The sequence below is a fragment of the Acidovorax sp. NN32 genome (assembly GCF_057597245.1).
In genome coordinates this window covers 3,842,955-3,863,351 of record NZ_CP199679.1, presented here as the reverse complement: position 1 = coordinate 3,863,351, position 20,397 = coordinate 3,842,955, and the positions used below count along the sequence as shown (strand labels likewise).

The following is a 20,397-nucleotide window of genomic DNA, read 5'->3' as shown; positions in this document are numbered from 1 at the left end:
GGCCTAAGGGAGTTTCTTGCCCTGCGTCAAGAAAAAACCGCCTGGGCCAAAAGGCCACAAGCGGTTTTCGATGGGATGCCGGTGCGCGGTCAGCTGAAGAAGTTCTTCAGCCGGTCCGTCCAACTCTCGCCGCTGGGCGAGTGGCGGGCGCCGCCCTTCTTGAGCGAATCTTCCAGTTCGCGCAGCAGCTTGCGCTGGTGCTCGGTCAGCTTGACGGGTGTCTCGACTGCGATGTGGCAGTACAGATCGCCCGGGTAGCTGGCACGCACGCCCTTGATGCCCTTGCCACGCAGGCGGAACTGCTTGCCGGCCTGGGTGCCTTCAGGAATGTCGATCGCTGCCTTGCCAGCCAGCGTGGGCACTTCGATCTCGCCGCCGAGTGCTGCCGTGATGAAGCTCACAGGCACCTGGCAGTGCAGGTCGTCGCCATCGCGCTCGAAGATGTCGTGTTTCTTCAGGCGGATTTCGATGTACAGGTCACCCGGCGGGCCGCCGTTGGTGCCCGGCTCGCCGTTGCCGGTGGAGCGGATGCGCATGCCGTCGTCGATGCCCGCAGGGATCTTCACTTCCAGCGTCTTTTGCTTCTTGAGCTTGCCCTGACCGTGGCAGGTGGTGCACGGCTCGGGAATGATCTTGCCCGTGCCGCGGCAGTGGGGGCAGGTCTGCTGCACGCTGAAGAAGCCCTGGCGCATCTGTACCGTGCCTGCGCCCTGGCAGGTGCCACAGGTCTTGGCACTGGTGCCGGGCTTGGCACCGCTGCCGTGGCAGGTGTCGCAGCTCTCCCACGAGGGGATGCGGATCTGCGCATCCTTGCCGCGCGCGGCTTCTTCCAGCGTGATCTCCATGGCGTAGCTGAGGTCGCTGCCCCGGTACACCTGTCGGCCGCCGGCACCGCGCCCACGCCCGCCCTGCTGGCCAAACATGTCGCCGAAGATGTCGCCAAAGGCCTCGGCAAAACCACCAAAGCCCTCCGCCCCCGCGCCGCCGGGGCCGCGCATGTTGGGGTCCACCCCGGCGTGGCCGTACTGGTCGTAGGCCGCGCGTTTTTGCGGGTCGGAGAGCATCTCGTAGGCCTCCTTGGCCTCCTTGAACTTCTCTTCGGCAGGCTTGGCTGCGTCACCCTGGTTGCGGTCGGGGTGGTGCTTCATCGCCAGCTTGCGATAGGCCTTCTTGATTTCTTCGTCCGAGGCGTTCTTGGGAACGCCCAGGATTTCGTAAAAGTCTCTTTTGGACATGGTCATTCTGAGCCCGGTTGGAACAGGAACGCCGCGCAAGCCCCGTCAAGGGCCCCGCGCGGCGGCTGGGGTCAACGGCGGCGTGCTCAGCCCTTCTTGACTTCCTTCACCTCGGCATCGACGACGTTGTCGTCGTCTGCGGGCTTGGCGGACGCGCCGCCAGCCGACGCGCCTGCGGCCTCAGCACCCCCGGCTGCCTGAGCAGCTTGCGCTGCCTGGGACTCGGCGTACATCTTTTCGCCCAGCTTCTGGCTGGCAGCCATCAGCGCCGTGGTCTTTTCGTCAATCGCGGCCTTGTCTTCGCCCTTCAAGGCTTCTTCCAGCGCCTTGACTGCGGCAGTGATCGCGTCTTTTTCACCTGCGTCGAGCTTGTCGCTGTGTTCGGCCAGGCTCTTGTTCACGCTGTGCACGGCGGCTTCACCCTGGTTGCGGGCTTGCACCAGCTCCAGCTTCTTCTTGTCGTCGGCTGCGTTCAGCTCGGCGTCCTTCACCATCTGCTGGATTTCTTCTTCCGACAGGCCCGAGTTGGCCTTGATGGTGATCTTGTTTTCCTTGCCCGTGCCTTTGTCCTTGGCGCCCACGTGCAAGATGCCGTTGGCGTCGATGTCGAACGACACTTCGATCTGCGGAACGCCGCGGGCTGCCGGTGGAATGCCTTCCAGGTTGAATTCGCCCAGCAGCTTGTTGCCGGTAGCGATTTCGCGCTCGCCCTGGTAGACCTTGATGGTCACGGCAGGCTGGTTGTCATCGGCCGTTGAGAAGGTCTGTGCGAACTTCGTCGGGATGGTCGTGTTCTTCGTGATCATCTTGGTCATGACACCGCCCAGGGTTTCGATACCCAGCGACAGGGGTGTCACGTCCAGCAGCAGCACGTCTTTGCGGTCACCCGACAGCACCTGGCCCTGGATGGCGGCGCCCACGGCCACGGCTTCATCAGGGTTCACGTCCTTGCGGGGGTCCTTGCCGAAGAATTCCTTGACCTTTTCCTGCACCTTGGGCATCCGGGTCATGCCGCCGACCAGGATCACGTCATGGATGTCAGACACCGACACGCCAGCGTCCTTGATGGCCATGCGGCAAGGAGCGATGGTGCGCTCGATCAGCTCCTCCACCAGTTGTTCCAGCTTGGCGCGGGTCAGCTTGATGTTCAGGTGCTTGGGGCCCGATGCGTCTGCCGTGATGTAGGGCAGGTTGATGTCTGTCGAGGCCGAGTTCGACAGTTCGATCTTGGCTTTCTCGGCCGCTTCCTTCAGGCGCTGCAGGGCCAGCACGTCATTCTTGAGGTTGACGCCCGACTCCTTCTTGAACTCGTCAATGATGAAGTCGATGATGCGCTGGTCGAAGTCTTCGCCGCCCAGGAAGGTGTCGCCGTTGGTCGACAGCACTTCGAACTGCTTTTCGCCGTCCACGTCGGCGATTTCGATGATGGACACGTCGAACGTGCCTCCACCCAGGTCATACACCGCGATCTTGCGGTCGCCCTTTTCCTGCTTGTCCAGGCCGAAGGCCAGGGCCGCGGCGGTAGGCTCGTTGATGATGCGCTTGACGTCCAGGCCCGCAATGCGGCCAGCGTCCTTGGTGGCCTGGCGCTGTGCGTCGTTGAAGTACGCGGGCACGGTGATGACGGCTTCCGTCACGGGCTCGCCCAGGTAGTCTTCAGCCGTCTTCTTCATCTTGCGCAGGATGTCGGCAGACACTTGCTGGGCCGACAGCTTGTTGCCGCGCACTTCGATCCATGCGTCGCCGTTGTCGGCGGCCACGATCTTGTAGGGCATCAGGTCGATGTCCTTTTGTACTTCTTTTTCGGTGAACTTGCGGCCGATCAGGCGCTTGACGGCGTACAGCGTGTTCTTGGGGTTGGTCACGGCCTGGCGCTTGGCCGAGGCACCGACGAGGATCTCGCCGTCTTCCTGGTAGGCCACGATGGAGGGCGTGGTGCGTGCTCCTTCGCTGTTTTCGATCACGCGGGTCGTGTTGCCCTCCATGATGGAGACGCAGCTGTTGGTCGTACCCAGGTCAATGCCGATGATTCTTCCCATGATTTTTCTCCGAATGCTTGAATGGTTTGGATGGCTAGTAACTTGTGGATAACTTGGTGTGGTTCAAGTCTTCCGGGTCGATTTTTTTGAGGCTTACTTGGGAGCCGTCACCGTGACCAGGGCCGGACGCAGCACGCGCTCGGCGATCACATAGCCCTTTTGCAGCACAGCCACCACGGTGTTGGCTTCCTGCTCGGCAGGTACCACGCTGATGGCCTGGTGCTGGTGCGGATCGAACTTGACGCCAGCGGCCGGGTTGATGGCAATCACCTTGTTGCGCTCCAGTGCCGACGTCAGCTGGCGCAGGGTGGCGTCGGCGCCTTCGCGCAGCTGCTGGGGCGTGGCTTCCTTGATGGCCAGGGCGGCATCCAGGCTGTCAGCCACGGGCAGCAGGCTCTCGGCAAAGCTCTCGATACCGAATTTGCGGGCCTTGGAAACCTCGTCTTCGGCGCGGCGGCGGGCGTTCTCGGCCTCGGCCTTGGCGCGCAGGAACTGGTCGGCCAGATCAGCGCTTTTGGCCTTGAGCTCGGCCAACTCGCCCTGCAGGCGTGCCAGCTCGTCAGAGGCGTGGGCAGCCATGGCGGCTTCGACTTCTTCGGGGGCGGGGGCGCTCTGTGCGGGGGTGGTTTGGCTGGTGTCGGACATGTCTTGGTCTGGAAGTAAATGAACGGTACGCGCGGGATCTGGGGGCGTGACACCACAAATCAAGGTCTGCACCATGGGTATGGTCTCTCGGGCCCCGTATGCATCGCGGATTGTTGTATTGCATGTCGGCCCAGCCACTGGTTTTGCAAGGGGCTGGAGACATCTATGCCATCTTTTTGTACGCCTGGACAGGGACGGCGAAGCACTGAGTGTACAAGCGACGCAGGCCGGGCTATAATCGCAGGCTTTCCCTTGCCACACCACTTCAAGACGCAGTGGGTGGTCTTACCCAAAAGGAGTATGCATGCGTCATTACGAAATCATTTTGTTGATCCATCCGGATCAAAGCGAGCAAGTGCCAGCCATGCTGGAGCGCTACAAGGGCATGATCACCGCTGGCGGTGGGAAGGTGCACCGCGTGGAAGACTGGGGCCGCCGTCAACTGGCGTACCTGATCAACAAGCTGGCCAAGGCCCATTACCTGTGCGTGAACATCGAAGCCGATCAGGCCGTGATGGCTGAACTGGAGCACGCCTTCAAGTTCAACGACGCCGTGCTGCGCCACCTGACGGTTCAGAAGAAGAAGGCCGATACGGGCCCATCTTCCATGATGAAGACCGTCGAGCGCGAAGAAGCCCGCAAGGCCAGCCAAGCTGAATATGCAGCGGCCGGTGGTGAGCGCGGCGAGCGCCCAGATCGCGCCGAGCGCTGATCTAGCCCGTTGGAGTGGAGAACCGCGTCGCCTTGACCGCATGTATCGCAGAGGCTGAACCCCTGCGCTACACGCCCGCCGGATTGCCTGCCCTTACGCTGCGCCTCGAGCACGAGTCCCAGCAAACCGAGGCAGGCCACCCCCGCGAAGTCAAGGCTGCCATGAAAGCCATTGCCTTTGGAGCGATGGCCGAGCGACTGGCACGGCAGAACATCGGAAGTCTCTGGACTTTCCATGGATTTCTGGCCAACCCGCGCAATGGCAAGACCGCAGTACTGCACATCCAGGATATTCAACAAAATTAATTTTCAAGGGGTCCGCAATGGCCACGTTCAAGAAGTTCAACAAAGACAAGCGCCCAAAGCGCAACACCCAGTCCCTGCTGTTCAAGCGCAAGCGCTTTTGCCGCTTCACGGTGACCGGTGTTGAAGAAATCGACTACAAGGATGTCGATACGCTGCGCGACTTCATCGCCGAAAACGGCAAGATCATCCCCGCACGCCTGACCGGCACGCGCGCCATCTTCCAGCGTCAGCTGAACACCGCCATCAAGCGCGCTCGCTTCCTGGCCTTGGTGCCTTACAGCGACCAGCACAAGATCTAAGGAGCACAACCCATGCAAATCATCCTGCTCGACAAGGTTGTGAACCTCGGCAACCTCGGTGAAATCGTCAAGGTTAAAGACGGCTACGCCCGCAACTTCCTGATCCCCGCTGGCCGCGCCCGTCGCGCCACGGAAGCCGCCAAGGCAGAGTTCGAAGCCAAGCGCGCTGAACTCGAAAAGGCCGCAGCTGCCAAGCTGGCAGAAGCTCAAGCCCAAGGCGAAAAGCTGGCTGGCACCACCGTCAAGCTGACGCAAAAGGCTGGCGTGGACGGTCGTCTGTTTGGTTCCGTGACCAACCACGACATCGCCGAAGAGCTGAGCAAGCAAGGCTACAAGGTTGCCAAGTCGCAAATCCGCCTGCCCAACGGCCCAATCAAGGTCGTGAGCGAAAGCACTGTCAGTGTGGCTCTGCACACCGATGTGGTGGTGGACGTGACCGTGTCGGTCTACGGCGAAACCGCCTGAGATTCACTTCGGTGTTTCACGCAAAGCCGCCTTCGGGCGGCTTTTGTTTTTGTGCGGCTCTGGTTTGTACATGGTTACCCACTGGTTGCCCCAACTTTATCCACAGACTTGTGCCATGACGGCGCGCCGCACGGGCGCTAGCATGCCGGGTTAGCTCCGAGGATTCCATGTCTGCTGTTTTTCCGCCCCTTGACGATGGCTTCACGCCGGTGCCCGACCGTGAAATCGCCCAGTTGCGCGTGCCGCCGCACTCGATAGAAGCGGAGTCCAGCGTGCTGGGAGGGTTGCTGCTGGACAACAACGCCTGGGACCGCGTGGGCGACCTGCTGGTAGAAAGCCATTTCTACCGCCATGAGCACCAGATGATCTACTCGGCCATCGGCTCACTGATCAACGCCAGCAAGCCGGCCGACGTGATCACCGTGTTCGAGCACCTGCAGAACCTGGGCAAAGTGCAAGAGATGGGCGGGCTGGCCTATCTGAACAATCTGGCGCAATACGTACCCAGCGCCAGCAACATCCGCCGTTATGCGGAAATCGTGCGCGAGCGTGCCATCCTGCGCAAGCTGGTCACGGCCAGCGACGAAATTTCCACCAACGCGTTCAACCCGCAAGGCAAGACGGTCGAACGGATTCTGGACGAGGCCGAGTCCAAGATTTTTGCCATTGGCGAGGAAGGCTCGCGTACCAAGCAGGGTTTCCAGTCGCTGGATACGCTGGTGATCGACCTGCTCGATCGCGTGCAGGAGATGGCAGACAACCCTGTGGATGTGACGGGTGTGCCCACAGGCTTTGCGGACCTGGACCGCATGACCTCAGGTCTGCAGGCGGGCGACATGGTGGTGCTGGCAGCGCGCCCCTCCATGGGCAAGACCTCGTTCGCGGTGAACATTGCCGAGCACGTGGCGCTCAATGAGGGCCTGCCGGTCGCCATCTTCTCGATGGAAATGGGCGCCGCCCAGCTGGCGGTGCGTATCGTGGGTTCGATTGGCCGGGTGAACCAGGGCAATCTGCGCACCGGCAAGCTCACCGATGACGAGTGGCCGCGCCTGACCGAGGCGATTGAAAAACTGCGCACCGTCTCGCTGCACATTGATGAGACCCCGGGCCTCACGCCCGGCGAATTGCGCGCCAACGCGCGGCGCCTGGCGCGCCAGTGCGGCAAGCTGGGCCTGATCGTGGTCGACTATTTGCAGCTGATGAGCGGCTCTGGTTCGGCGGCCAGTTCGGACAACCGGGCGACCGAGCTGGGTGAAATTTCCCGGGGCCTCAAGATGCTGGCCAAGGAACTGCAGTGCCCGGTGATCGCGCTGTCTCAGCTCAACCGCTCGGTGGAGCAGCGCACCGACAAGCGCCCCATGATGTCCGACCTGCGCGAGTCGGGCGCTATCGAGCAGGATGCCGACATCATCATGTTCATCTACCGCGACGACTACTACAACAAGGACTCCAAGGAGCCCAACGTGGCCGAGGTCATCATCGGCAAGCAGCGGAACGGCCCCACGGGTACCGTGAAGCTGTTCTTCCAGAAGAACCAGACGCGCTTCGAGAACCTGGCGATGGGTTCGGGCGACGATTTCTAATAAAAATAGCCACTAGCGCTTATTGGGTAAGCGCAAGTAGCTATCAATTTAGGATTTTTTGGCCGGGGCAGATGGTGTTGGTCGGAGTTCCGTTAGGGTCGCAGCACCCACACCAGCAAACCCGCACATCCCACGGCAAGAACACCCACAGCCACAGTGAGCCGTTGCTGGCGTTGGCGCAGCACTTCTACCGCCTGCACCACTTGGGCATTCTGTTCGGCCAGTGACTGGATCAGCACGGCGGATTCCTGTTGCTCCTGCTCCAGCATTGCCACCCGCTCGCGCAGATGTTGCAGCTGCAAGGCCACGGGAATGGCGGGTTCGCCCCCAGCGCCTTCGAGTGCTCCTGCAGCAGCTTCAGCCTTCCCTTTTCGGGTGGTGCTCAGCAGCTTCTTGGCCGCCTGGAGAATCTGGGGCGTCGCCTCGATGACGTCGCCCCAGGGCACCAGCTTCAGTGCTGCAACCCAGCCTGCAGCCAACTCAGAGTACCTCGCTGGCGAAATCTGCCAAGCGCGAGCGTTCGCCGCGCGCCAGCGTGATGTGCCCGCTGTGCGGCCAGCCCTTGAAGCGGTCCACGGCGTAGGTAAGCCCGGAGGACCCTTCGGTCAGGTACGGCGTGTCGATCTGCGCGAGGTTGCCCATGCAGATGATCTTGGTGCCGGGACCGGCGCGGGTGATCAGCGTCTTCATTTGCTTGGGCGTCAGGTTCTGCGCCTCATCTATGATCACATACTTGTTCAGGAAGGTGCGCCCGCGCATGAAGTTCATGCTCTTGATCTTGATGCGGCTGCGGATCAGCTCGTTGGTGGCAGCGCGGCCCCACTCGCCAGCATTGCCGCCGTCGCCCTTGGCCAAAAACTCCAGGTTGTCGTCCAGCGCGCCCATCCAGGGGCCCATCTTTTCTTCTTCGGTGCCGGGCAAAAAGCCGATGTCCTCGCCCACGCTCACCGTGGCGCGGGTCATGATGATCTCGGTGTAGCGGCGATCGTCCAGCACCTGGGTCAGGCCTGCAGCCAGGGCGAGCAGGGTCTTGCCGGTGCCGGCCGTGCCGGTCAGGGTCACGAAGTCGATCTCGGGGTCCATGAGCAGGTTCATGGCGTAGTTCTGTTCGCGGTTGCGCGTGGTCACGCCCCACACGGCATTTTTGGCCGAACCGTAGTCCTTCAGGGTCTGTAGTACCGCTGTTTTCTCGCGGATTTCGCTCACGCGCGCAAACAGGCTGGGCTCGCCGGGGGCTTCGAAGTACACGAACTGATTGATCATCAGCTGCGGCACGATGGGGCCGCCAATGCGGTAATAGGTGTGGGCGCCGCTTTGCCAGCTTTCCACGTTCTTGCCGCTCTTGGCCCAGAAGTCGGGGGGCAGGGCCAGCACGCCAGCGTAGAGCAGGTCGCCATCTTCCAGCGTCTTGTCGTTCTGGTAGTCCTCGGCAGTCAGGCCCAGCGCGCGGGCTTTGACGCGCATGTTGATGTCTTTGGAGACCAGCACCACTTCGCGCGGTGCGTGCAGCTTGCGCAGGGCTTCGACCACGCCCAGGATCTGGTTGTCGGCTTTGCCCGGGGGCAGGCTGGTGGGCAGGCTGTAATCCAGTGGCACCGTCTGGAAGAACAGGTGGCCACCCGCAGCACGCTGGCCTGTGGAGTCGAGCTTGAGGCCCTTGGCCATGTCGGCGCCCTGGGCGGCAGCCAGCGCATCCAGGGTGCGGCTGGCTTGGCGGCCATTGCGGGCCACTTCGGTCATGCCCTTCTTGTGGCCGTCCAGTTCTTCCAGCACGATCATTGGTAGGAAGATGTCGTGCTCTTCAAAGCGGAAGAGGCTGGTTGGGTCATGCAGGAGCACGTTGGTGTCCAGCACAAAGAGCTTGGTCGGACCTTGCGGTGCGGATTTGCGGGTGCGTGTGGTGGTCGCGGTGGCCGGGGTGGTGCTGGCGGTGACGGCGGCAGGTGTGTCGGTGCTGCGTGCCTTGCGCGTGCCGGTGCTTCGGGCCACGGGGGCGGCGGAGGATTGGGGTGTGCGTGCTCGGGTCTCAATCTGGACCAATGGAGCTGTGTCAGGCGCTGCCAGCGACGAGGCCACGCTGTCTGCCTTGCGTCCGGCGCGGGTGGGGGCTGTAGCGGTGGCGGTGCGCTGGGGCGTAGCAACGGCTTCGTTCGCCGAGGTGGTAGCTACGCGGGGGCGGGCTGCGACTTCAAAGGCTTCTGGCGCGAGGAGTGCAGCGCGCCGGCTGGGGGCGGGGGGCAGGGGCATGGTGGCAGGGCCTCGGTCGGTAAAGGGGTAACGGGTGGGTCAGAAAGCAAAAAGCCGCCTGGAGGCCAAGGCGGCTTTTTGGAGGAGGGCAAGCGTTGCGATAACCAGGGGCATAAAACCATTATGCCTACTCCGGATGTCTTGCCTGGGCAAAACAAGCGGGGTGTCGCGCCGATGCCCCAATGTGCAGATCAGGCGGCCTTTTTCAGGGCCTTGATGGATTTGACGGCTTTCAGGACCTCGTCCACGTGGCCGGGAACCTTGAGGCCGCGCCACTCTTGCACCAGCAGGCCATCGGGGCCGATCAGGAAGGTGCTGCGCTCAATGCCCTTGACCTTCTTGCCGTACATGATCTTGTTCTTGACCACACCGAACATGTGGCACATCTTTTCTTCGGTGTCGGCGATGAGTTCGAAGGGCAGTTCCAGCTTTTCCTTGAATTCGTCGTGCGACTTCATGTTGTCGCGGGACACGCCGAACACGGCAGCGCCTGCCTTCACGAAGTCCTTGTACTTGTCGCGAAACTGCATGGCCTCCGTAGTGCAGCCAGGCGTGTTGTCCTTGGGATAGAAGTAGAGAACCAGAATTTGGCCAAGGTGGGAGGTGTTGGAGACCTTGAGTCCACCGGTAGCGTTGGCTTCAAATTCAGGGAGGGGTTTGTTGACAACGATCGCCATATCACTTCAATCTCTCAGGATGTAGTCGTTGGTAAGCCGGGGGAGCTAGTGTGTTATTGCTCTTGGTGGTGCCCCCGACCGCAACCGGCGATTTTACCCCGAATTCACTCTTCGGCCAAATGTAAGACAGTGTGTCCGGCCCGCAGTGGCGGGCATTTAGGCAAGGCCTTGCATAGGTGCAAGCGCCGGATTTGCAGCTTGCCGCGGCGGTTGCGGGCCTGCAGCTCAGGCTTCCAGAATCAGTGCTGCCACCACGTTGCGCCCTTCACTGGCCAGAATGTTGTACGTGCGGCAGGCGGCGGGGGTGTCCATGGTTTCCAGCCCCAGCCGGCGGGCGATGAGCGGCGCCAGCCACGCCGGTGGCGGGAACCGGTTGCGTGTGCCGCTGCCAAAAATGACCAGCTCTGTCTCCAGGGCTGCCAATTGCGCGAAGTGTTCGGGGGTCAGGTCTTCAAAGCGCGTGCAGGGCCAGGCCTGGCGCAGCCCCGACGAGCCGATGATGACGCTGTGCGTGATCTTCTCGGCATCCACGCCGATCCAGCCGGGGCCGTAGCCGCTGATGGTTTGTGCGTTCGAGCGGTCGGGCTGGAATTTCATGGGTGTTGGCGTCGGTTGCAGGCGGTGGCGCTGCGGGTAGGCCCGGCGCAGGGCCCGGGCGCGCTTGTGATCTGTGGTCAAATTATAGGTTTCGCCAAGGTGCCAGCCGCTCTGGCCGCCACCTGACCCCACTGCACCACCGTCAGCGCATGAAAACCGTCCAAAAATCCGCCAAGCTCGCCAACGTCTGCTATGACATCCGGGGGCCCATCATGGACGCGGCCAAGCAGATGGAGGAAGACGGCCACAAGATCATCAAGCTCAACATCGGCAACCTGGCGGTGTTCGGTTTTGATGCGCCGGAAGAGATTCAGCTGGACATGATCCGCAACCTGCCCAACTCGGCGGGTTACTCGGACAGCAAGGGTATCTTTGCGGCGCGCAAGGCCGTCATGCACGAGACCCAAAAGCAGGGCATCAAGGGTGTGATGCTGGACGACATCTACTTGGGCAACGGCGCCAGCGAGCTGATCGTGATGGCCACCAATGCGCTGCTGGACAACGGCGACGAGCTGCTGCTGCCTTCGCCCGACTACCCCCTGTGGACCGCCGCCGCCAGCCTGTCGGGCGGCACGCCCGTGCACTATGTGTGCGATGAAGCCAATGGCTGGATGCCCAACCTTCAGGATATCCGCGCCAAGATCACGCCCCGCACCAAGGGAATCGTGGTCATCAACCCCAACAACCCGACGGGCGCTCTGTATTCGGACGAATTGCTCAAGGGCATCGTCGCCATTGCACGCGAGCATGGCCTGGTCATCTTTGCCGACGAGGTGTATGACAAGGTGCTGTACGACGGCGCCAAGCACACGGCCATTGGCTCGCTGAGCGAGGATGTGCTCACACTCACCTTCAATTCGCTGTCCAAGAGCTACCGCTCGTGTGGCTACCGCGCGGGCTGGATGGTGGTGTCGGGCGACAAGAAGCCCGCCAAGGACTACATCGAGGGCCTGAACATGCTCTCGAACATGCGCCTGTGCGCCAACGTGCCCGGCCAGTGGGCGGTGCAGACCGCGCTTGGCGGCTACCAGAGCATCAACGAGCTGGTGGGCGAGGGCGGCCGCCTGCGCAAGCAACGTGATCTGGCGTACGAGCTGATCACGGCCATCCCGGGCGTGACCTGCGTGAAGCCCCAGGCGGCGCTCTACATGTTTCCGCGCCTCGACCCTGCCGTGTATCCCATCGAGGACGACCAGCAGTTCTTCCTGGAGCTGCTGCAGGAGACCAAGGTCATGCTGGTGCAGGGCACAGGCTTCAACTGGGCGGCGCCGGACCATTTCCGCATCGTGTTCCTGCCACACGAAGACGATCTGCGCGACGCCATCGGCCGCGTGGCGCGCTTCCTGGAGCAATACCGCAAGCGCGTACAAATGGCGGCGGCTGCGTAACTTGCACATTGAGTGGTGCAGAAACTCATTTTTTCATAGCTGCTAGCGCTTGATGGATAAGCGCCAGAGCCCATTTTGACTGACAAAAATCCCATGAAACCCATCCAAGTAGGCCTTCTGGGCATCGGCACCGTCGGCAGCGGCGTGTTCAACGTGCTCGCGCGCAACCAGGACGAGATCAGCCGCCGCGCTGGCCGTGGCATTGAGATCACCATGGTGGCCGATCTTGACGTGGAGCGCGCCAAAGCGGTAGTGGGTGCTGACATCCAGGTCGTCAATGACGCCCGCGCCATCATTGCCAACCCCGACATCGACATCGTCATCGAGCTGATTGGTGGCTATGGCATCGCCCGCGCGCTCGTGCTCGAAGCCATCGCCGCTGGCAAGCACGTGGTCACCGCCAACAAGGCGCTGCTGGCCGTGCACGGCACCGAGATCTTCGCGGCTGCATCGGCCAAGGGCGTGATGGTGGCCTTTGAGGCAGCCGTGGCGGGGGGCATCCCCATCATCAAGGCGCTGCGCGAAGGCCTCACCGCCAACCGCATCCAGTGGATCGCCGGCATCATCAACGGCACCACCAATTTCATCCTGTCCGAGATGCGCAGCAAGGGGCTGGACTTTGATGTGGTGCTCAAGGAAGCACAGCGCCTGGGCTACGCCGAGGCCGACCCCACCTTCGACATCGAAGGCGTGGACGCCGCGCACAAGGTCACGCTGATGAGTGCCATTGCGTTTGGCATCCCCGTGCAGTTTGACAAGGCCTATGTCGAAGGCATCACCAAGCTCGGCGCGGCCGACATCAAGTACGCCGAGCAACTGGGCTACCGCATCAAGCTGCTGGGCATCACGAAGCGCGCGGACAAGGGCATCGAACTGCGCGTTCACCCGAGCCTCGTGCCCTCCAAGCGCCTGATCGCCAACGTCGAAGGCGCCATGAACGCCGTGGTGGTGCAGGGCGACGCCGTGGGCACCACGCTGTACTACGGCAAGGGTGCGGGCAGCGAGCCCACCGCCAGCGCCGTCATTGCCGACCTGGTGGATATCGCGCGCCTGCACACGGCCGACCCTGAGCACCGCGTGCCGCACCTGGCCTTCCAGGCCAACACGCTGGCCGATGCCATGGACACGCTGCCCGTGCTGCCGATGAGCGAAGTGGTCACCAGCTACTACCTGCGCCTGCGCGTGGCCGACCAGGCCGGTGTGCTGGCCAAGGTCACCGGCCTGTTGGCCGAGGCCGGTGTGAGCATCGACGCAGTATTGCAGCGTGAGGCTGACGAAGTCGGTGGTGAAGGATCTACGCAAACGGACCTGATCATCCTGACCCACGACACCCGCGAAGGCACCATGGACGCCGTGATCGCCCAGATGCAGGCCCTGCCCACGGTGCTGGCGCCCATCACGCGCATCCGCAAGGAGGAACTGAACTGATGCTGTACATCTCCACACGCGGCCACGCCGACCGCAAGCATTTCTGCGACATCCTGCTCGAAGGCCTGGCGCCCGATGGCGGCCTGTACCTGCCCGAGCACTACCCGCAGGTCAGCGACGCGATGCTGACAAAGCTGCGCAAGGCTTACCACGAGCAAGGCTACGCCGAGCTGGCGTTCCAGATCCTGTCGCTCTACATCGATGACATCCCCGCCGCTGATCTGAAGGCCCTGTGCGCCAAGACGTACACCGCCGAGGTGTTTGGCACGGGCGAGATCGTGCCCCTGCGCCACCTCGAAGACGGCCTGTGGCTCGAAGCCCTGTCCAACGGCCCCACGCTGGCCTTCAAGGACATGGCGATGCAATTGCTGGGCAACCTGTTCGAATACGAACTGAACCGCCGCGGTGAAGAACTCAACATCCTGGGCGCCACCAGCGGCGACACCGGCAGCGCGGCCGAGTACGCCATGCGCGGCAAAAAGGGCGTGCGCGTCTTCATGACCAGCCCGCACGGCCGAATGAGCGCGTTCCAGCAGGCGCAAATGTTCAGCCTGCAGGACGAGAACATCCACAACATCGCCATCGAAGGCGTGTTCGACGACTGCCAGGACATCGTCAAGGCCGTCAGCAACGACCTGGCCTTCAAGCGCAAGTACAAGATTGGCACCGTCAACTCCATCAACTGGGCGCGCCTGCTGGCACAGGTGGTGTACTACTTCGCGGGCTACATCCAGGCCACCGAGACCAACGACCAGAAGGTCAGCTTCACGGTGCCCAGCGGCAACTTTGGCAACGTGTGTGCAGGCCATGTGGCGCGCATGATGGGCCTGCCCATTGACAAGCTGGTGGTGGCCACGAACGAGAACGACGTGCTCGACGAGTTCTTCCGCACTGGCGCCTACCGCGTGCGCGCGGCTGCCGACACGCACGAGACATCGAGCCCCTCGATGGACATCAGCAAGGCGAGCAACTTCGAGCGGTTCATTTTTGACCTGCTGGGCCGCAACGGCCAGCGCACCAACGCGTTGTTTGCCAAAGCGCTGCCCGCCTATGGCCGGTTTGACTTGAGCGCCGAACCGCTGTTTGCCGAAGCCGCCACCAAGTACGGTTTTGAAAGCGGCAAGAGCACCCACGCCGACCGCCTGGCCACCATCAAGGACAACTTCGAGCGCCACGGCGTCACCATCGACACCCACACGGCCGACGGCGTGAAGGTGGCGCGCGAACACCACCAGGACCCCAAGGTGCCCATGATCGTGCTGGAGACCGCGCTGCCCATCAAGTTTGCCGAGACCATCGTCGAAGCCCTGGGCCATGCGCCCGAGCGGCCCGCCAAGTTCGCGGGCATCGAAGACCTGCCCAAGCGCGTGCAGGTGATGCCTGCCAACGTGCAGTTGGTCAAGCAATACATCGAGCGCCACTGCACGCCCGCCCTCTAGGGTGGGCAATCCGTAGCCGCTCTGTCGCTGCGGATGCGGATGCGGGAGCGGCTCAGGATACTGGGTTTGAACTAAAAATGCCCCTGGCGCTTGTCTGGTAAGCGTTAGCAGCTATAAATACAATAGCTAACCAAGGAGCAGTGGATGAAGGTTGTCGGTTTTGCCGGTTTTTCCGGCAGTGGCAAGACCACGCTGGTCGAGCAGTTGATCCCCGAGCTGCGGCTGCGGGGGTTGCGCGTGTCGGTGGTCAAACATGCCCACCATAGTTTCGACATCGACCACCCGGGCAAGGACACCTACCGCCACCGCGAGGCAGGGGCCTTCGAGGTGGTCGCGGCATCGGACAAGCGCCTGATGCTGGTGCGCGAGTTCGAGCAGCCCGCCACGCTCAGCGTGCACCACCTGCTGGCCGAGCTGTACCAGGGCGTGGACTGGGTGCTGGTGGAGGGCTTCAAGGACAGCGACCTGCTCAAGATCGAGGTCTGGCGTGCCCCCGAACCCGGCCAGGTGGCCAAGCCTGTGCGCTACCCCGAAGACGATTTTGTGGTCGCCGTGGCCACCGATGCACCGCAGGGCCTGCCTGTGCCCACCCAGTTGCCCCTGCTGGACCTCAACAGCCCGGCGCAGGTGGTGGACTGGCTGCTCCAATACGAACACCGCTTTGAGTACAACTGGGATCTGCACGGAGGCCTGGTGCCATGCGCCCCCCAATGAAGCCCCTGAAGCCGCTCGACGAGGCGCTGGCCGACCTGTTGGCCAAGGCCACACCGTTGCCAGGGACCGAGACGGTTACCACGTTTGACGCGGACGGCCGCGTGCTGGCGCAAAACTGTGTTTCGGCCCTGCAGGTGCCGCCGCAGGACAACAGCTCCATGGACGGCTACGCCGTGCGCTGCGCCGATGTGGCGGCCGTGGGTGTGGCGCTGCCGATCACCTTGCCTGTTTCGCAGCGCATTGCTGCGGGCAGCGCGGGTGATCCGCTCATGCCGGGCACCGCCGCTCGCATCTTCACTGGCGCGCCAGTGCCCGAGGGGGCGGATGCCATCCTGATGCAGGAAGACTGCGAAGCCCTCGCCACGGGCGACGGCCTGGGCCTGGTGCGCATCAACGCCGTGCCCCCACAGGGCCAGTGGATCCGCCGCGCGGGCGAGGACATCACCCGTGGTGCCGTGGTGCTGTCGGCCGGCACACGCCTGACCCCGGCCGAGCTGGGCCTGGCCGCCAGCATCGGCTTGCACGAACTGCAGGTGGCCCGCCGCCCCCGCGTGGCGCTGTTCTCCACGGGCGATGAACTGGTCATGCCCGGCGAGGTGCCGCCTGAGCAAATGCGCCCTGGTGCCATTTACAACAGCAACCGCTTCTTCCTGCGCGCCATGCTGCTGCGCCTGGGCTGCGAGGTGACGGACTTTGGCATCGTGCCCGACCGGCGCGACGCCACCATCGACGCCCTGCGCCAAGCCAGCAGCGCACACGACCTGATCCTGACCAGCGGCGGCGTGAGTGTGGGCGAGGAAGACCACATCAAGCCCGCCGTCGAGTCGCTGGGCACGCTCGACCTGTGGCAGATCGCCATGAAGCCCGGCAAGCCGTTTGCCTATGGCCAGATCCCGCGTGACGGTGGTGCTGCCCACTTCATGGGCCTGCCCGGCAACCCGGTGTCGAGCTTTCTGACCTTTGCGCTGCTGGTGCGCCCGTTTGTGCTGCGGCTGCAGGGTGTGGTGGACGTTGCTCCTCAACCCATAGCTGCTCGCGCTGATTTCACCTGGCCCAAGGCCGATAAACGCCGCGAGTTTCTGCGCGTGCGCCACAACGCGGCAGGTGGGCTGGATCTGTTTCACAACCAGAGTTCGGGCGTGCTCACTTCGGCCGCCTGGGGTGATGGTGTGGTGGACAACCCGGCGGGCCAGACGATTGCATCCGGCGACACGGTGCGGTTCATTGCCTTTTCGGAGCTTTTGTCATGACGGTCACCGTGCGCTACTTTGCCTCCATCCGCGAGGCCATTGGGCAAGGCAGCGAGGCGGTCGATACCGCTGCCACCACGCTGGGTGCGCTGCGCGATGAGCTCATTGCACGTGGCGGCGCCCATGCCAGCAGCCTCGCGCGTGGCCGGGCTGTGCGCATGGCGCTCAACCAGACCTTGAGCGATGAATCCGCCACCCTGGCCGATGGGGCCGAGGTGGCGTTTTTCCCGCCGGTGACGGGCGGTTAGCCGGGGCGTTCTCGCACGCTCTGGCACGTCACCTCAAAGCGCCTTCAAACGATCCTGCAGCGCCTCCGAGGCCGGCATCATCGGCGCGCGCAGTTCGCTGCGCATCCACCCTGCATGCGCCAGCATGGCCTTGAGCGGGGCAGGGTTGGGCTCTGCAAAACACGCTTCCACCCAGGGTTGCAAGGCCTGCCACAAGTGGCGGGCTGCAGGCAGGTCGCCCAGGCGCAGCAATGCCATCAACTCCACAAAACGCGGCGTCTGCCAGTGTGCACAGGCAGAGATGGCGCCTGCACCGCCGAGGGCCAGCGTATGGAAGATCTGCGCGTCTTCACCGGTCAGCACCTGCAGCCGTCCATCGGCGATCAGGGCCTGCGTCTTGGCCGTGTTGCCGCCGCAGTCCTTGATGGCCTGGATGCGCGGATGCGCCGCCAGCGCCAGCAGCGTCTCGGTGGTGAGCGTGGCGCCCGTGCGGTACGGAATGTCGTAGATCAGCAGGGGCACCGCGCTGGCGTCGGCCAGGGTGCGGAACCAGTGCAGCAGGCCCTCCTGCGAGGGGCGGATGTAGTGCGGGGCGGACACCAGCAGGCCTGCAACCGGGTAGTGTGCAAGGGTCCGCACCTGTTCCAGCACCTGGCCCTGGTGGTAGCCCGATACGCCCATCACCACGGGCAAACCCTGGGCGGCGCTGAGCACGGTCTCCAGTACCTGCAGTTGCTCGGCCTTGTCGAGGGCTGCGGCCTCACCGGTCGAGCCGCAGGCAACGAAGCCCGCAACGCCGTCGGCACGCAGCCGGGTGGTGAGGGCGGCAAGGGCCGGGTGGTCCACGGCGCCGTCCTTGAACGGTGTGACCAAGGCGATCCAGAGCCCGCTGAACAGCGGCTGGTGGGAGGTAGCGGTATCGGTGGCAGACATGCGAAGCGTCCTTTCAGGGTTCGACCAGGGGAAGAACCGTCCGGAGGGAGCGCGCGCGGAATGCCGGGGAGTGAAACGAGAAAAGGAAATTTCTCTACCAGGTGGTTCCGTCGCTCATCCGGACGGAACCACAGCTCCGGTCAGATGAGCTCTGGTTTTTTGGTTTTGCCCACGCACTGCAACGCCACCGCAGGTGCGGCGGTCATGGCAAAGGGGGTGTGCGTGGACATGGGCCGCAGTATAGCCAAGTGCCCACCGTGTCCCAAGGTTGGTCAGCCTGCCTGCGGTGGCTGGGCACCGTTGGCTGCTGATTCAGGCTGCGGCGGCACCAGCACGGGGCATTGCCACACCAGCAGCTCGGCCAGCCGGGTGACGATCCATGTCGCTTCGGCCACCGCCACGCCAGATTCGGCCGTGCACAGCCCCGCGTGGATGCGCTGCAGGATCTCGGTCTCGGAAGGCGCCTGCACGTGGTACAGCGTCTGCGCGTGCTCCACCAGGTGGCCTGCCAGGTCTTCGCACAGTTCGTAGCGGGCGCGCACGCCGTCCGCCTTTTCCGTCAGGCGCCCTCGGGTGTCGGTGTACACCGCCATGAAGGAGGGCGGCACGTGGATCTGGTTGTCGTCGTACATGGCTTGTTGGGTGGTGGGCGCGGTTCGGGGGCAGTAAAAAAGCCCGCCAGAGCGGTGCAGTCAGGGGTTGTGCACACCAGCGGCCTTATTGTGCGTGGGTGCTTGTGAGCGGGCGTGCAGGTGGTGCTGCGCCATGGCCGCTGTCTCTGCAAACCAGCCCAGCAGGTGCTGCAGCCAGATTTGCAGCTCCGCCTGAAAGCGGGGTGTGAGCGCGACGAGGCCCCGGGGCGCGTCCTGGGTGAGGTGGCCCTGCGCTGTGGCTTCATTGACCAGGTTGCGCACATGCGAGTGCGAAAAACCCAGGCGCTGCGCAAGCTCGCTGGCCCGCAGGGGAAACGGCGTGGACCCTTCTTCTCCAGGGCGGTGCACCCGGCAGTGTTCGCGCAACAGCAGCATGGCAATGCGGCCACCGCCGTCGCGCTGGTCAAACCAGTCCCAGCCGCCAAACCGGCCCCGGGTTTCGGCCAGGCGATCCAGGATGTGGTCGGCCCCGGCCAGAAAGGCGGCAAAGTAGTCCGTATCGCTGTCCAGTCGCTGTGCATGGCCTGGGGGCAGGGCGCCCAGGGCCTCAGCGCAGTGCAGGTGGTGCCGCACCCAGGTGCGCAGGCCGTCCAGCAGCCGGGGGGTGGGCACCAGGTAGCGCACCCGGCGGTCGTCGGGGTCAATGTCCACCGCCACCATACCGGCAAGGCGCAGCACTGCAAAGAACGTGGCCAGCGTGCGCGCGCCCCCGGGCATGCGCCGCTGCAGCAGTGCCAGTGTGGGCCGGGGGGCCCCCCGCAATTGCCATTGGTAGTGCTGCACCACCAGCCGCCCCGCCGCATGCGACTGGAGTGCCCGGCCAAAGATCTTGTTGATGAGGCGCTCGTTCCAGTGCAGCCGCAAAATGCCGTCGCAATAGGCCTCTACGGCCTGGGCATAGGTGTCCGGGGCTCGGGAGTCGAGCGCCTCGAAGGATTCTTGCAGGTCCATGGGGCGTGTTGCGGTGCAGGGTTGCTGATTCAGTCCGGCGTGAACAGGCGCTCGAACTTGGCCTGGTCTGACGCCAACTCAAAGGTCACCACCTGGCCCATTTTCATGTCCGACAGGCGGCAGGCGCCAAACAGGGTGGTTTTGCCCGCCAGCTCCATCACATCCAGGTCGATGAGGGCGTAGGGGTGGGGCACGAACACCTGGTGCTCGAACACGTTGCGGACCGTATTGCGCGGGGACGGGTAGAGCTTGTAATGAGCGGTCTGAATCGTTTGTGTGGCCATGGGCTTAAGGTGCAGGGGTGGCTGTGGTGCGAGCAAGTACGGGTACAGTGCGGGCGAATCGTACAGACAAACCTTTTGACCTATTTATGGCACGCAACAAAAGTGAATGGCCCACCAAGGTGCTGGCGCTGGTCCGGGGCGGCAACCTGCCCGCCGCCATCGCACAGATCAAGGTCGCGCCCACCGTCGGTGACGTCACGCGCCTGCAGACCCTGCTGGCCCAGTTGCCTCCGTCGCCCGCACTGGCGCAGTTGAACAAGGTGGTGGAAGAAGAGCGTGCCCTGCTGGCCGCGCCCCGGTTGCACCGCTCGCCCTGAAGACTCTTT

Annotated in this window: 23 protein-coding genes; 12 read left to right on the top strand and 11 right to left on the bottom strand. The window is 63.5% G+C overall.

Annotated features, from left to right (window positions below):
• Positions 1-89 precede the first annotated feature (89 nt).
• The 3 genes from dnaJ to grpE form a co-directional block, all read right to left on the bottom strand.
• On the bottom strand, positions 90-1,235 hold the full coding sequence (gene dnaJ, locus ACT89O_RS17800; RefSeq protein WP_055399485.1) for a molecular chaperone DnaJ: 1,146 nt from the start codon (positions 1,233-1,235) through the stop codon (positions 90-92).
• A gap of 86 nt (positions 1,236-1,321) precedes the next feature.
• Positions 1,322-3,274: a molecular chaperone DnaK gene (dnaK, locus tag ACT89O_RS17795; protein WP_487260739.1), complete on the bottom strand. Its 1,953-nt coding sequence runs from the start codon at positions 3,272-3,274 to the stop codon at positions 1,322-1,324.
• Positions 3,275-3,367: 93 nt separating this feature from the next.
• Positions 3,368-3,919 carry a nucleotide exchange factor GrpE gene (grpE, locus tag ACT89O_RS17790; protein WP_487260738.1) on the bottom strand — a complete coding sequence of 184 codons (552 nt, stop codon included), beginning with the start codon at positions 3,917-3,919 and terminating at the stop codon, positions 3,368-3,370.
• A gap of 304 nt (positions 3,920-4,223) precedes the next feature.
• On the opposite strand from grpE, the gene rpsF reads away from it, so the two are divergent.
• The 5 genes from rpsF to dnaB all read left to right on the top strand — a co-directional run bounded on the left by rpsF (position 4,224) and on the right by dnaB (position 7,283).
• Positions 4,224-4,631 (top strand): 30S ribosomal protein S6, encoded by a 408-nt coding sequence (rpsF, locus tag ACT89O_RS17785; RefSeq protein WP_055399389.1) that lies wholly within the window; start codon positions 4,224-4,226, stop codon positions 4,629-4,631.
• Between the two features lie 14 nt (positions 4,632-4,645).
• Positions 4,646-4,936 (top strand): primosomal replication protein N, encoded by a 291-nt coding sequence (gene priB, locus ACT89O_RS17780; RefSeq protein ID WP_121420739.1) that lies wholly within the window; start codon positions 4,646-4,648, stop codon positions 4,934-4,936.
• Between the two features lie 17 nt (positions 4,937-4,953).
• Positions 4,954-5,235 (top strand): 30S ribosomal protein S18, encoded by a 282-nt coding sequence (gene rpsR / locus ACT89O_RS17775; RefSeq protein WP_005795932.1) that lies wholly within the window; start codon positions 4,954-4,956, stop codon positions 5,233-5,235.
• 12 nt (positions 5,236-5,247) lie between these two features.
• Positions 5,248-5,700, top strand: a complete 453-nt coding sequence (rplI, locus tag ACT89O_RS17770; protein ID WP_055399385.1) for a 50S ribosomal protein L9 — start codon at positions 5,248-5,250, stop codon at positions 5,698-5,700.
• A gap of 167 nt (positions 5,701-5,867) precedes the next feature.
• Entirely contained in the window at positions 5,868-7,283 is a 1,416-nt protein-coding gene (dnaB, locus tag ACT89O_RS17765; protein ID WP_487260737.1) for a replicative DNA helicase, read from the top strand.
• Between the two features lie 92 nt (positions 7,284-7,375).
• Here the strand turns inward: dnaB and ACT89O_RS17760 are convergent, their stop codons facing one another.
• The 4 genes from ACT89O_RS17760 to ACT89O_RS17745 all read right to left on the bottom strand — a co-directional run bounded on the left by ACT89O_RS17760 (position 7,376) and on the right by ACT89O_RS17745 (position 10,804).
• Positions 7,376-7,762 carry a hypothetical protein gene (locus ACT89O_RS17760; RefSeq protein WP_487260736.1) on the bottom strand — a complete coding sequence of 129 codons (387 nt, stop codon included), beginning with the start codon at positions 7,760-7,762 and terminating at the stop codon, positions 7,376-7,378.
• Between the two features lies 1 nt (position 7,763).
• On the bottom strand, positions 7,764-9,530 hold the full coding sequence (locus tag ACT89O_RS17755) for a PhoH family protein (RefSeq protein ID WP_487260735.1): 1,767 nt from the start codon (positions 9,528-9,530) through the stop codon (positions 7,764-7,766).
• Between the two features lie 191 nt (positions 9,531-9,721).
• On the bottom strand, positions 9,722-10,207 hold the full coding sequence (locus tag ACT89O_RS17750; protein ID WP_055393154.1) for a peroxiredoxin: 486 nt from the start codon (positions 10,205-10,207) through the stop codon (positions 9,722-9,724).
• A gap of 225 nt (positions 10,208-10,432) precedes the next feature.
• Positions 10,433-10,804, bottom strand: a complete 372-nt coding sequence (locus tag ACT89O_RS17745; protein ID WP_055393291.1) for an Mth938-like domain-containing protein — start codon at positions 10,802-10,804, stop codon at positions 10,433-10,435.
• Positions 10,805-10,953: 149 nt separating this feature from the next.
• Here ACT89O_RS17745 and ACT89O_RS17740 point away from each other — a divergent pair, with 149 nt between their 5' ends.
• From ACT89O_RS17740 to moaD, 6 genes are all read left to right on the top strand, one after another.
• Positions 10,954-12,192: a pyridoxal phosphate-dependent aminotransferase gene (locus ACT89O_RS17740; protein WP_121420736.1), complete on the top strand. Its 1,239-nt coding sequence runs from the start codon at positions 10,954-10,956 to the stop codon at positions 12,190-12,192.
• A 93-nt stretch (positions 12,193-12,285) separates the two neighbouring features.
• Positions 12,286-13,620, top strand: a complete 1,335-nt coding sequence (locus ACT89O_RS17735) for a homoserine dehydrogenase (protein ID WP_121420735.1) — start codon at positions 12,286-12,288, stop codon at positions 13,618-13,620.
• Entirely contained in the window at positions 13,620-15,059 is a 1,440-nt protein-coding gene (thrC, locus tag ACT89O_RS17730) for a threonine synthase (protein ID WP_055393160.1), read from the top strand. The genes ACT89O_RS17735 and thrC overlap by 1 nt, the downstream gene beginning before the upstream one ends.
• A 144-nt stretch (positions 15,060-15,203) precedes the next feature.
• Positions 15,204-15,773 carry a molybdopterin-guanine dinucleotide biosynthesis protein B gene (gene mobB / locus ACT89O_RS17725; protein WP_121420733.1) on the top strand — a complete coding sequence of 190 codons (570 nt, stop codon included), beginning with the start codon at positions 15,204-15,206 and terminating at the stop codon, positions 15,771-15,773.
• The gene (locus ACT89O_RS17720; RefSeq protein ID WP_487260734.1) at positions 15,758-17,023 is read left to right on the top strand and encodes a molybdopterin molybdotransferase MoeA; all 1,266 of its coding nucleotides are present in this window, start codon (positions 15,758-15,760) and stop codon (positions 17,021-17,023) included. Before mobB ends, ACT89O_RS17720 begins: the two co-directional genes overlap by 16 nt.
• A complete protein-coding gene (moaD, locus tag ACT89O_RS17715; protein WP_055393166.1) occupies positions 17,020-17,271 on the top strand; it encodes a molybdopterin converting factor subunit 1 in 252 nt (83 codons plus the stop codon). Before ACT89O_RS17720 ends, moaD begins: the two co-directional genes overlap by 4 nt.
• A gap of 33 nt (positions 17,272-17,304) precedes the next feature.
• On the opposite strand, the gene dapA is transcribed toward moaD, so the two are convergent.
• The 4 genes from dapA to ACT89O_RS17695 all read right to left on the bottom strand — a co-directional run bounded on the left by dapA (position 17,305) and on the right by ACT89O_RS17695 (position 20,071).
• On the bottom strand, positions 17,305-18,183 hold the full coding sequence (dapA, locus tag ACT89O_RS17710) for a 4-hydroxy-tetrahydrodipicolinate synthase (protein WP_228899304.1): 879 nt from the start codon (positions 18,181-18,183) through the stop codon (positions 17,305-17,307).
• Between the two features lie 272 nt (positions 18,184-18,455).
• On the bottom strand, positions 18,456-18,815 hold the full coding sequence (locus tag ACT89O_RS17705; protein ID WP_487260733.1) for a hypothetical protein: 360 nt from the start codon (positions 18,813-18,815) through the stop codon (positions 18,456-18,458).
• 60 nt (positions 18,816-18,875) lie between these two features.
• Positions 18,876-19,787, bottom strand: coding sequence for a hypothetical protein (locus ACT89O_RS17700; protein ID WP_431149997.1), 912 nt, complete (start codon positions 19,785-19,787; stop codon positions 18,876-18,878).
• Between the two features lie 29 nt (positions 19,788-19,816).
• On the bottom strand, positions 19,817-20,071 hold the full coding sequence (locus ACT89O_RS17695; protein WP_055393174.1) for a hypothetical protein: 255 nt from the start codon (positions 20,069-20,071) through the stop codon (positions 19,817-19,819).
• Positions 20,072-20,157: 86 nt separating this feature from the next.
• Between ACT89O_RS17695 and ACT89O_RS17690 the strand changes: the two genes are divergently transcribed.
• Positions 20,158-20,388: a hypothetical protein gene (locus tag ACT89O_RS17690; RefSeq protein ID WP_487256210.1), complete on the top strand. Its 231-nt coding sequence runs from the start codon at positions 20,158-20,160 to the stop codon at positions 20,386-20,388.
• Positions 20,389-20,397: the final 9 nt, after the last annotated feature.

Bases quoted from the DNA above. Each gene is read 5' to 3' on its own strand.
- dnaJ (WP_055399485.1), bottom strand. From the start codon at position 1,235: ATGTCCAAAAGAGACTTTTACGAAATCCTGGGCGTTCCCAAGAACGCC.
- dnaK (WP_487260739.1), bottom strand. From the start codon at position 3,274: ATGGGAAGAATCATCGGCATTGACCTGGGTACGACCAACAGCTGCGTC.
- grpE (WP_487260738.1), bottom strand. From the start codon at position 3,919: ATGTCCGACACCAGCCAAACCACCCCCGCACAGAGCGCCCCCGCCCCC.
- rpsF (WP_055399389.1), top strand. From the start codon at position 4,224: ATGCGTCATTACGAAATCATTTTGTTGATCCATCCGGATCAAAGCGAG.
- rpsR (WP_005795932.1), top strand. From the start codon at position 4,954: ATGGCCACGTTCAAGAAGTTCAACAAAGACAAGCGCCCAAAGCGCAAC.
- rplI (WP_055399385.1), top strand. From the start codon at position 5,248: ATGCAAATCATCCTGCTCGACAAGGTTGTGAACCTCGGCAACCTCGGT.
- dnaB (WP_487260737.1), top strand. From the start codon at position 5,868: ATGTCTGCTGTTTTTCCGCCCCTTGACGATGGCTTCACGCCGGTGCCC.
- ACT89O_RS17755 (WP_487260735.1), bottom strand. From the start codon at position 9,530: ATGCCCCTGCCCCCCGCCCCCAGCCGGCGCGCTGCACTCCTCGCGCCA.
- ACT89O_RS17750 (WP_055393154.1), bottom strand. From the start codon at position 10,207: ATGGCGATCGTTGTCAACAAACCCCTCCCTGAATTTGAAGCCAACGCT.
- ACT89O_RS17745 (WP_055393291.1), bottom strand. From the start codon at position 10,804: ATGAAATTCCAGCCCGACCGCTCGAACGCACAAACCATCAGCGGCTAC.
- ACT89O_RS17740 (WP_121420736.1), top strand. From the start codon at position 10,954: ATGAAAACCGTCCAAAAATCCGCCAAGCTCGCCAACGTCTGCTATGAC.
- ACT89O_RS17735 (WP_121420735.1), top strand. From the start codon at position 12,286: ATGAAACCCATCCAAGTAGGCCTTCTGGGCATCGGCACCGTCGGCAGC.
- thrC (WP_055393160.1), top strand. From the start codon at position 13,620: ATGCTGTACATCTCCACACGCGGCCACGCCGACCGCAAGCATTTCTGC.
- mobB (WP_121420733.1), top strand. From the start codon at position 15,204: ATGAAGGTTGTCGGTTTTGCCGGTTTTTCCGGCAGTGGCAAGACCACG.
- ACT89O_RS17720 (WP_487260734.1), top strand. From the start codon at position 15,758: ATGCGCCCCCCAATGAAGCCCCTGAAGCCGCTCGACGAGGCGCTGGCC.
- moaD (WP_055393166.1), top strand. From the start codon at position 17,020: ATGACGGTCACCGTGCGCTACTTTGCCTCCATCCGCGAGGCCATTGGG.
- dapA (WP_228899304.1), bottom strand. From the start codon at position 18,183: ATGTCTGCCACCGATACCGCTACCTCCCACCAGCCGCTGTTCAGCGGG.
- ACT89O_RS17705 (WP_487260733.1), bottom strand. From the start codon at position 18,815: ATGTACGACGACAACCAGATCCACGTGCCGCCCTCCTTCATGGCGGTG.
- ACT89O_RS17700 (WP_431149997.1), bottom strand. From the start codon at position 19,787: ATGGACCTGCAAGAATCCTTCGAGGCGCTCGACTCCCGAGCCCCGGAC.
- ACT89O_RS17695 (WP_055393174.1), bottom strand. From the start codon at position 20,071: ATGGCCACACAAACGATTCAGACCGCTCATTACAAGCTCTACCCGTCC.
- ACT89O_RS17690 (WP_487256210.1), top strand. From the start codon at position 20,158: ATGGCACGCAACAAAAGTGAATGGCCCACCAAGGTGCTGGCGCTGGTC.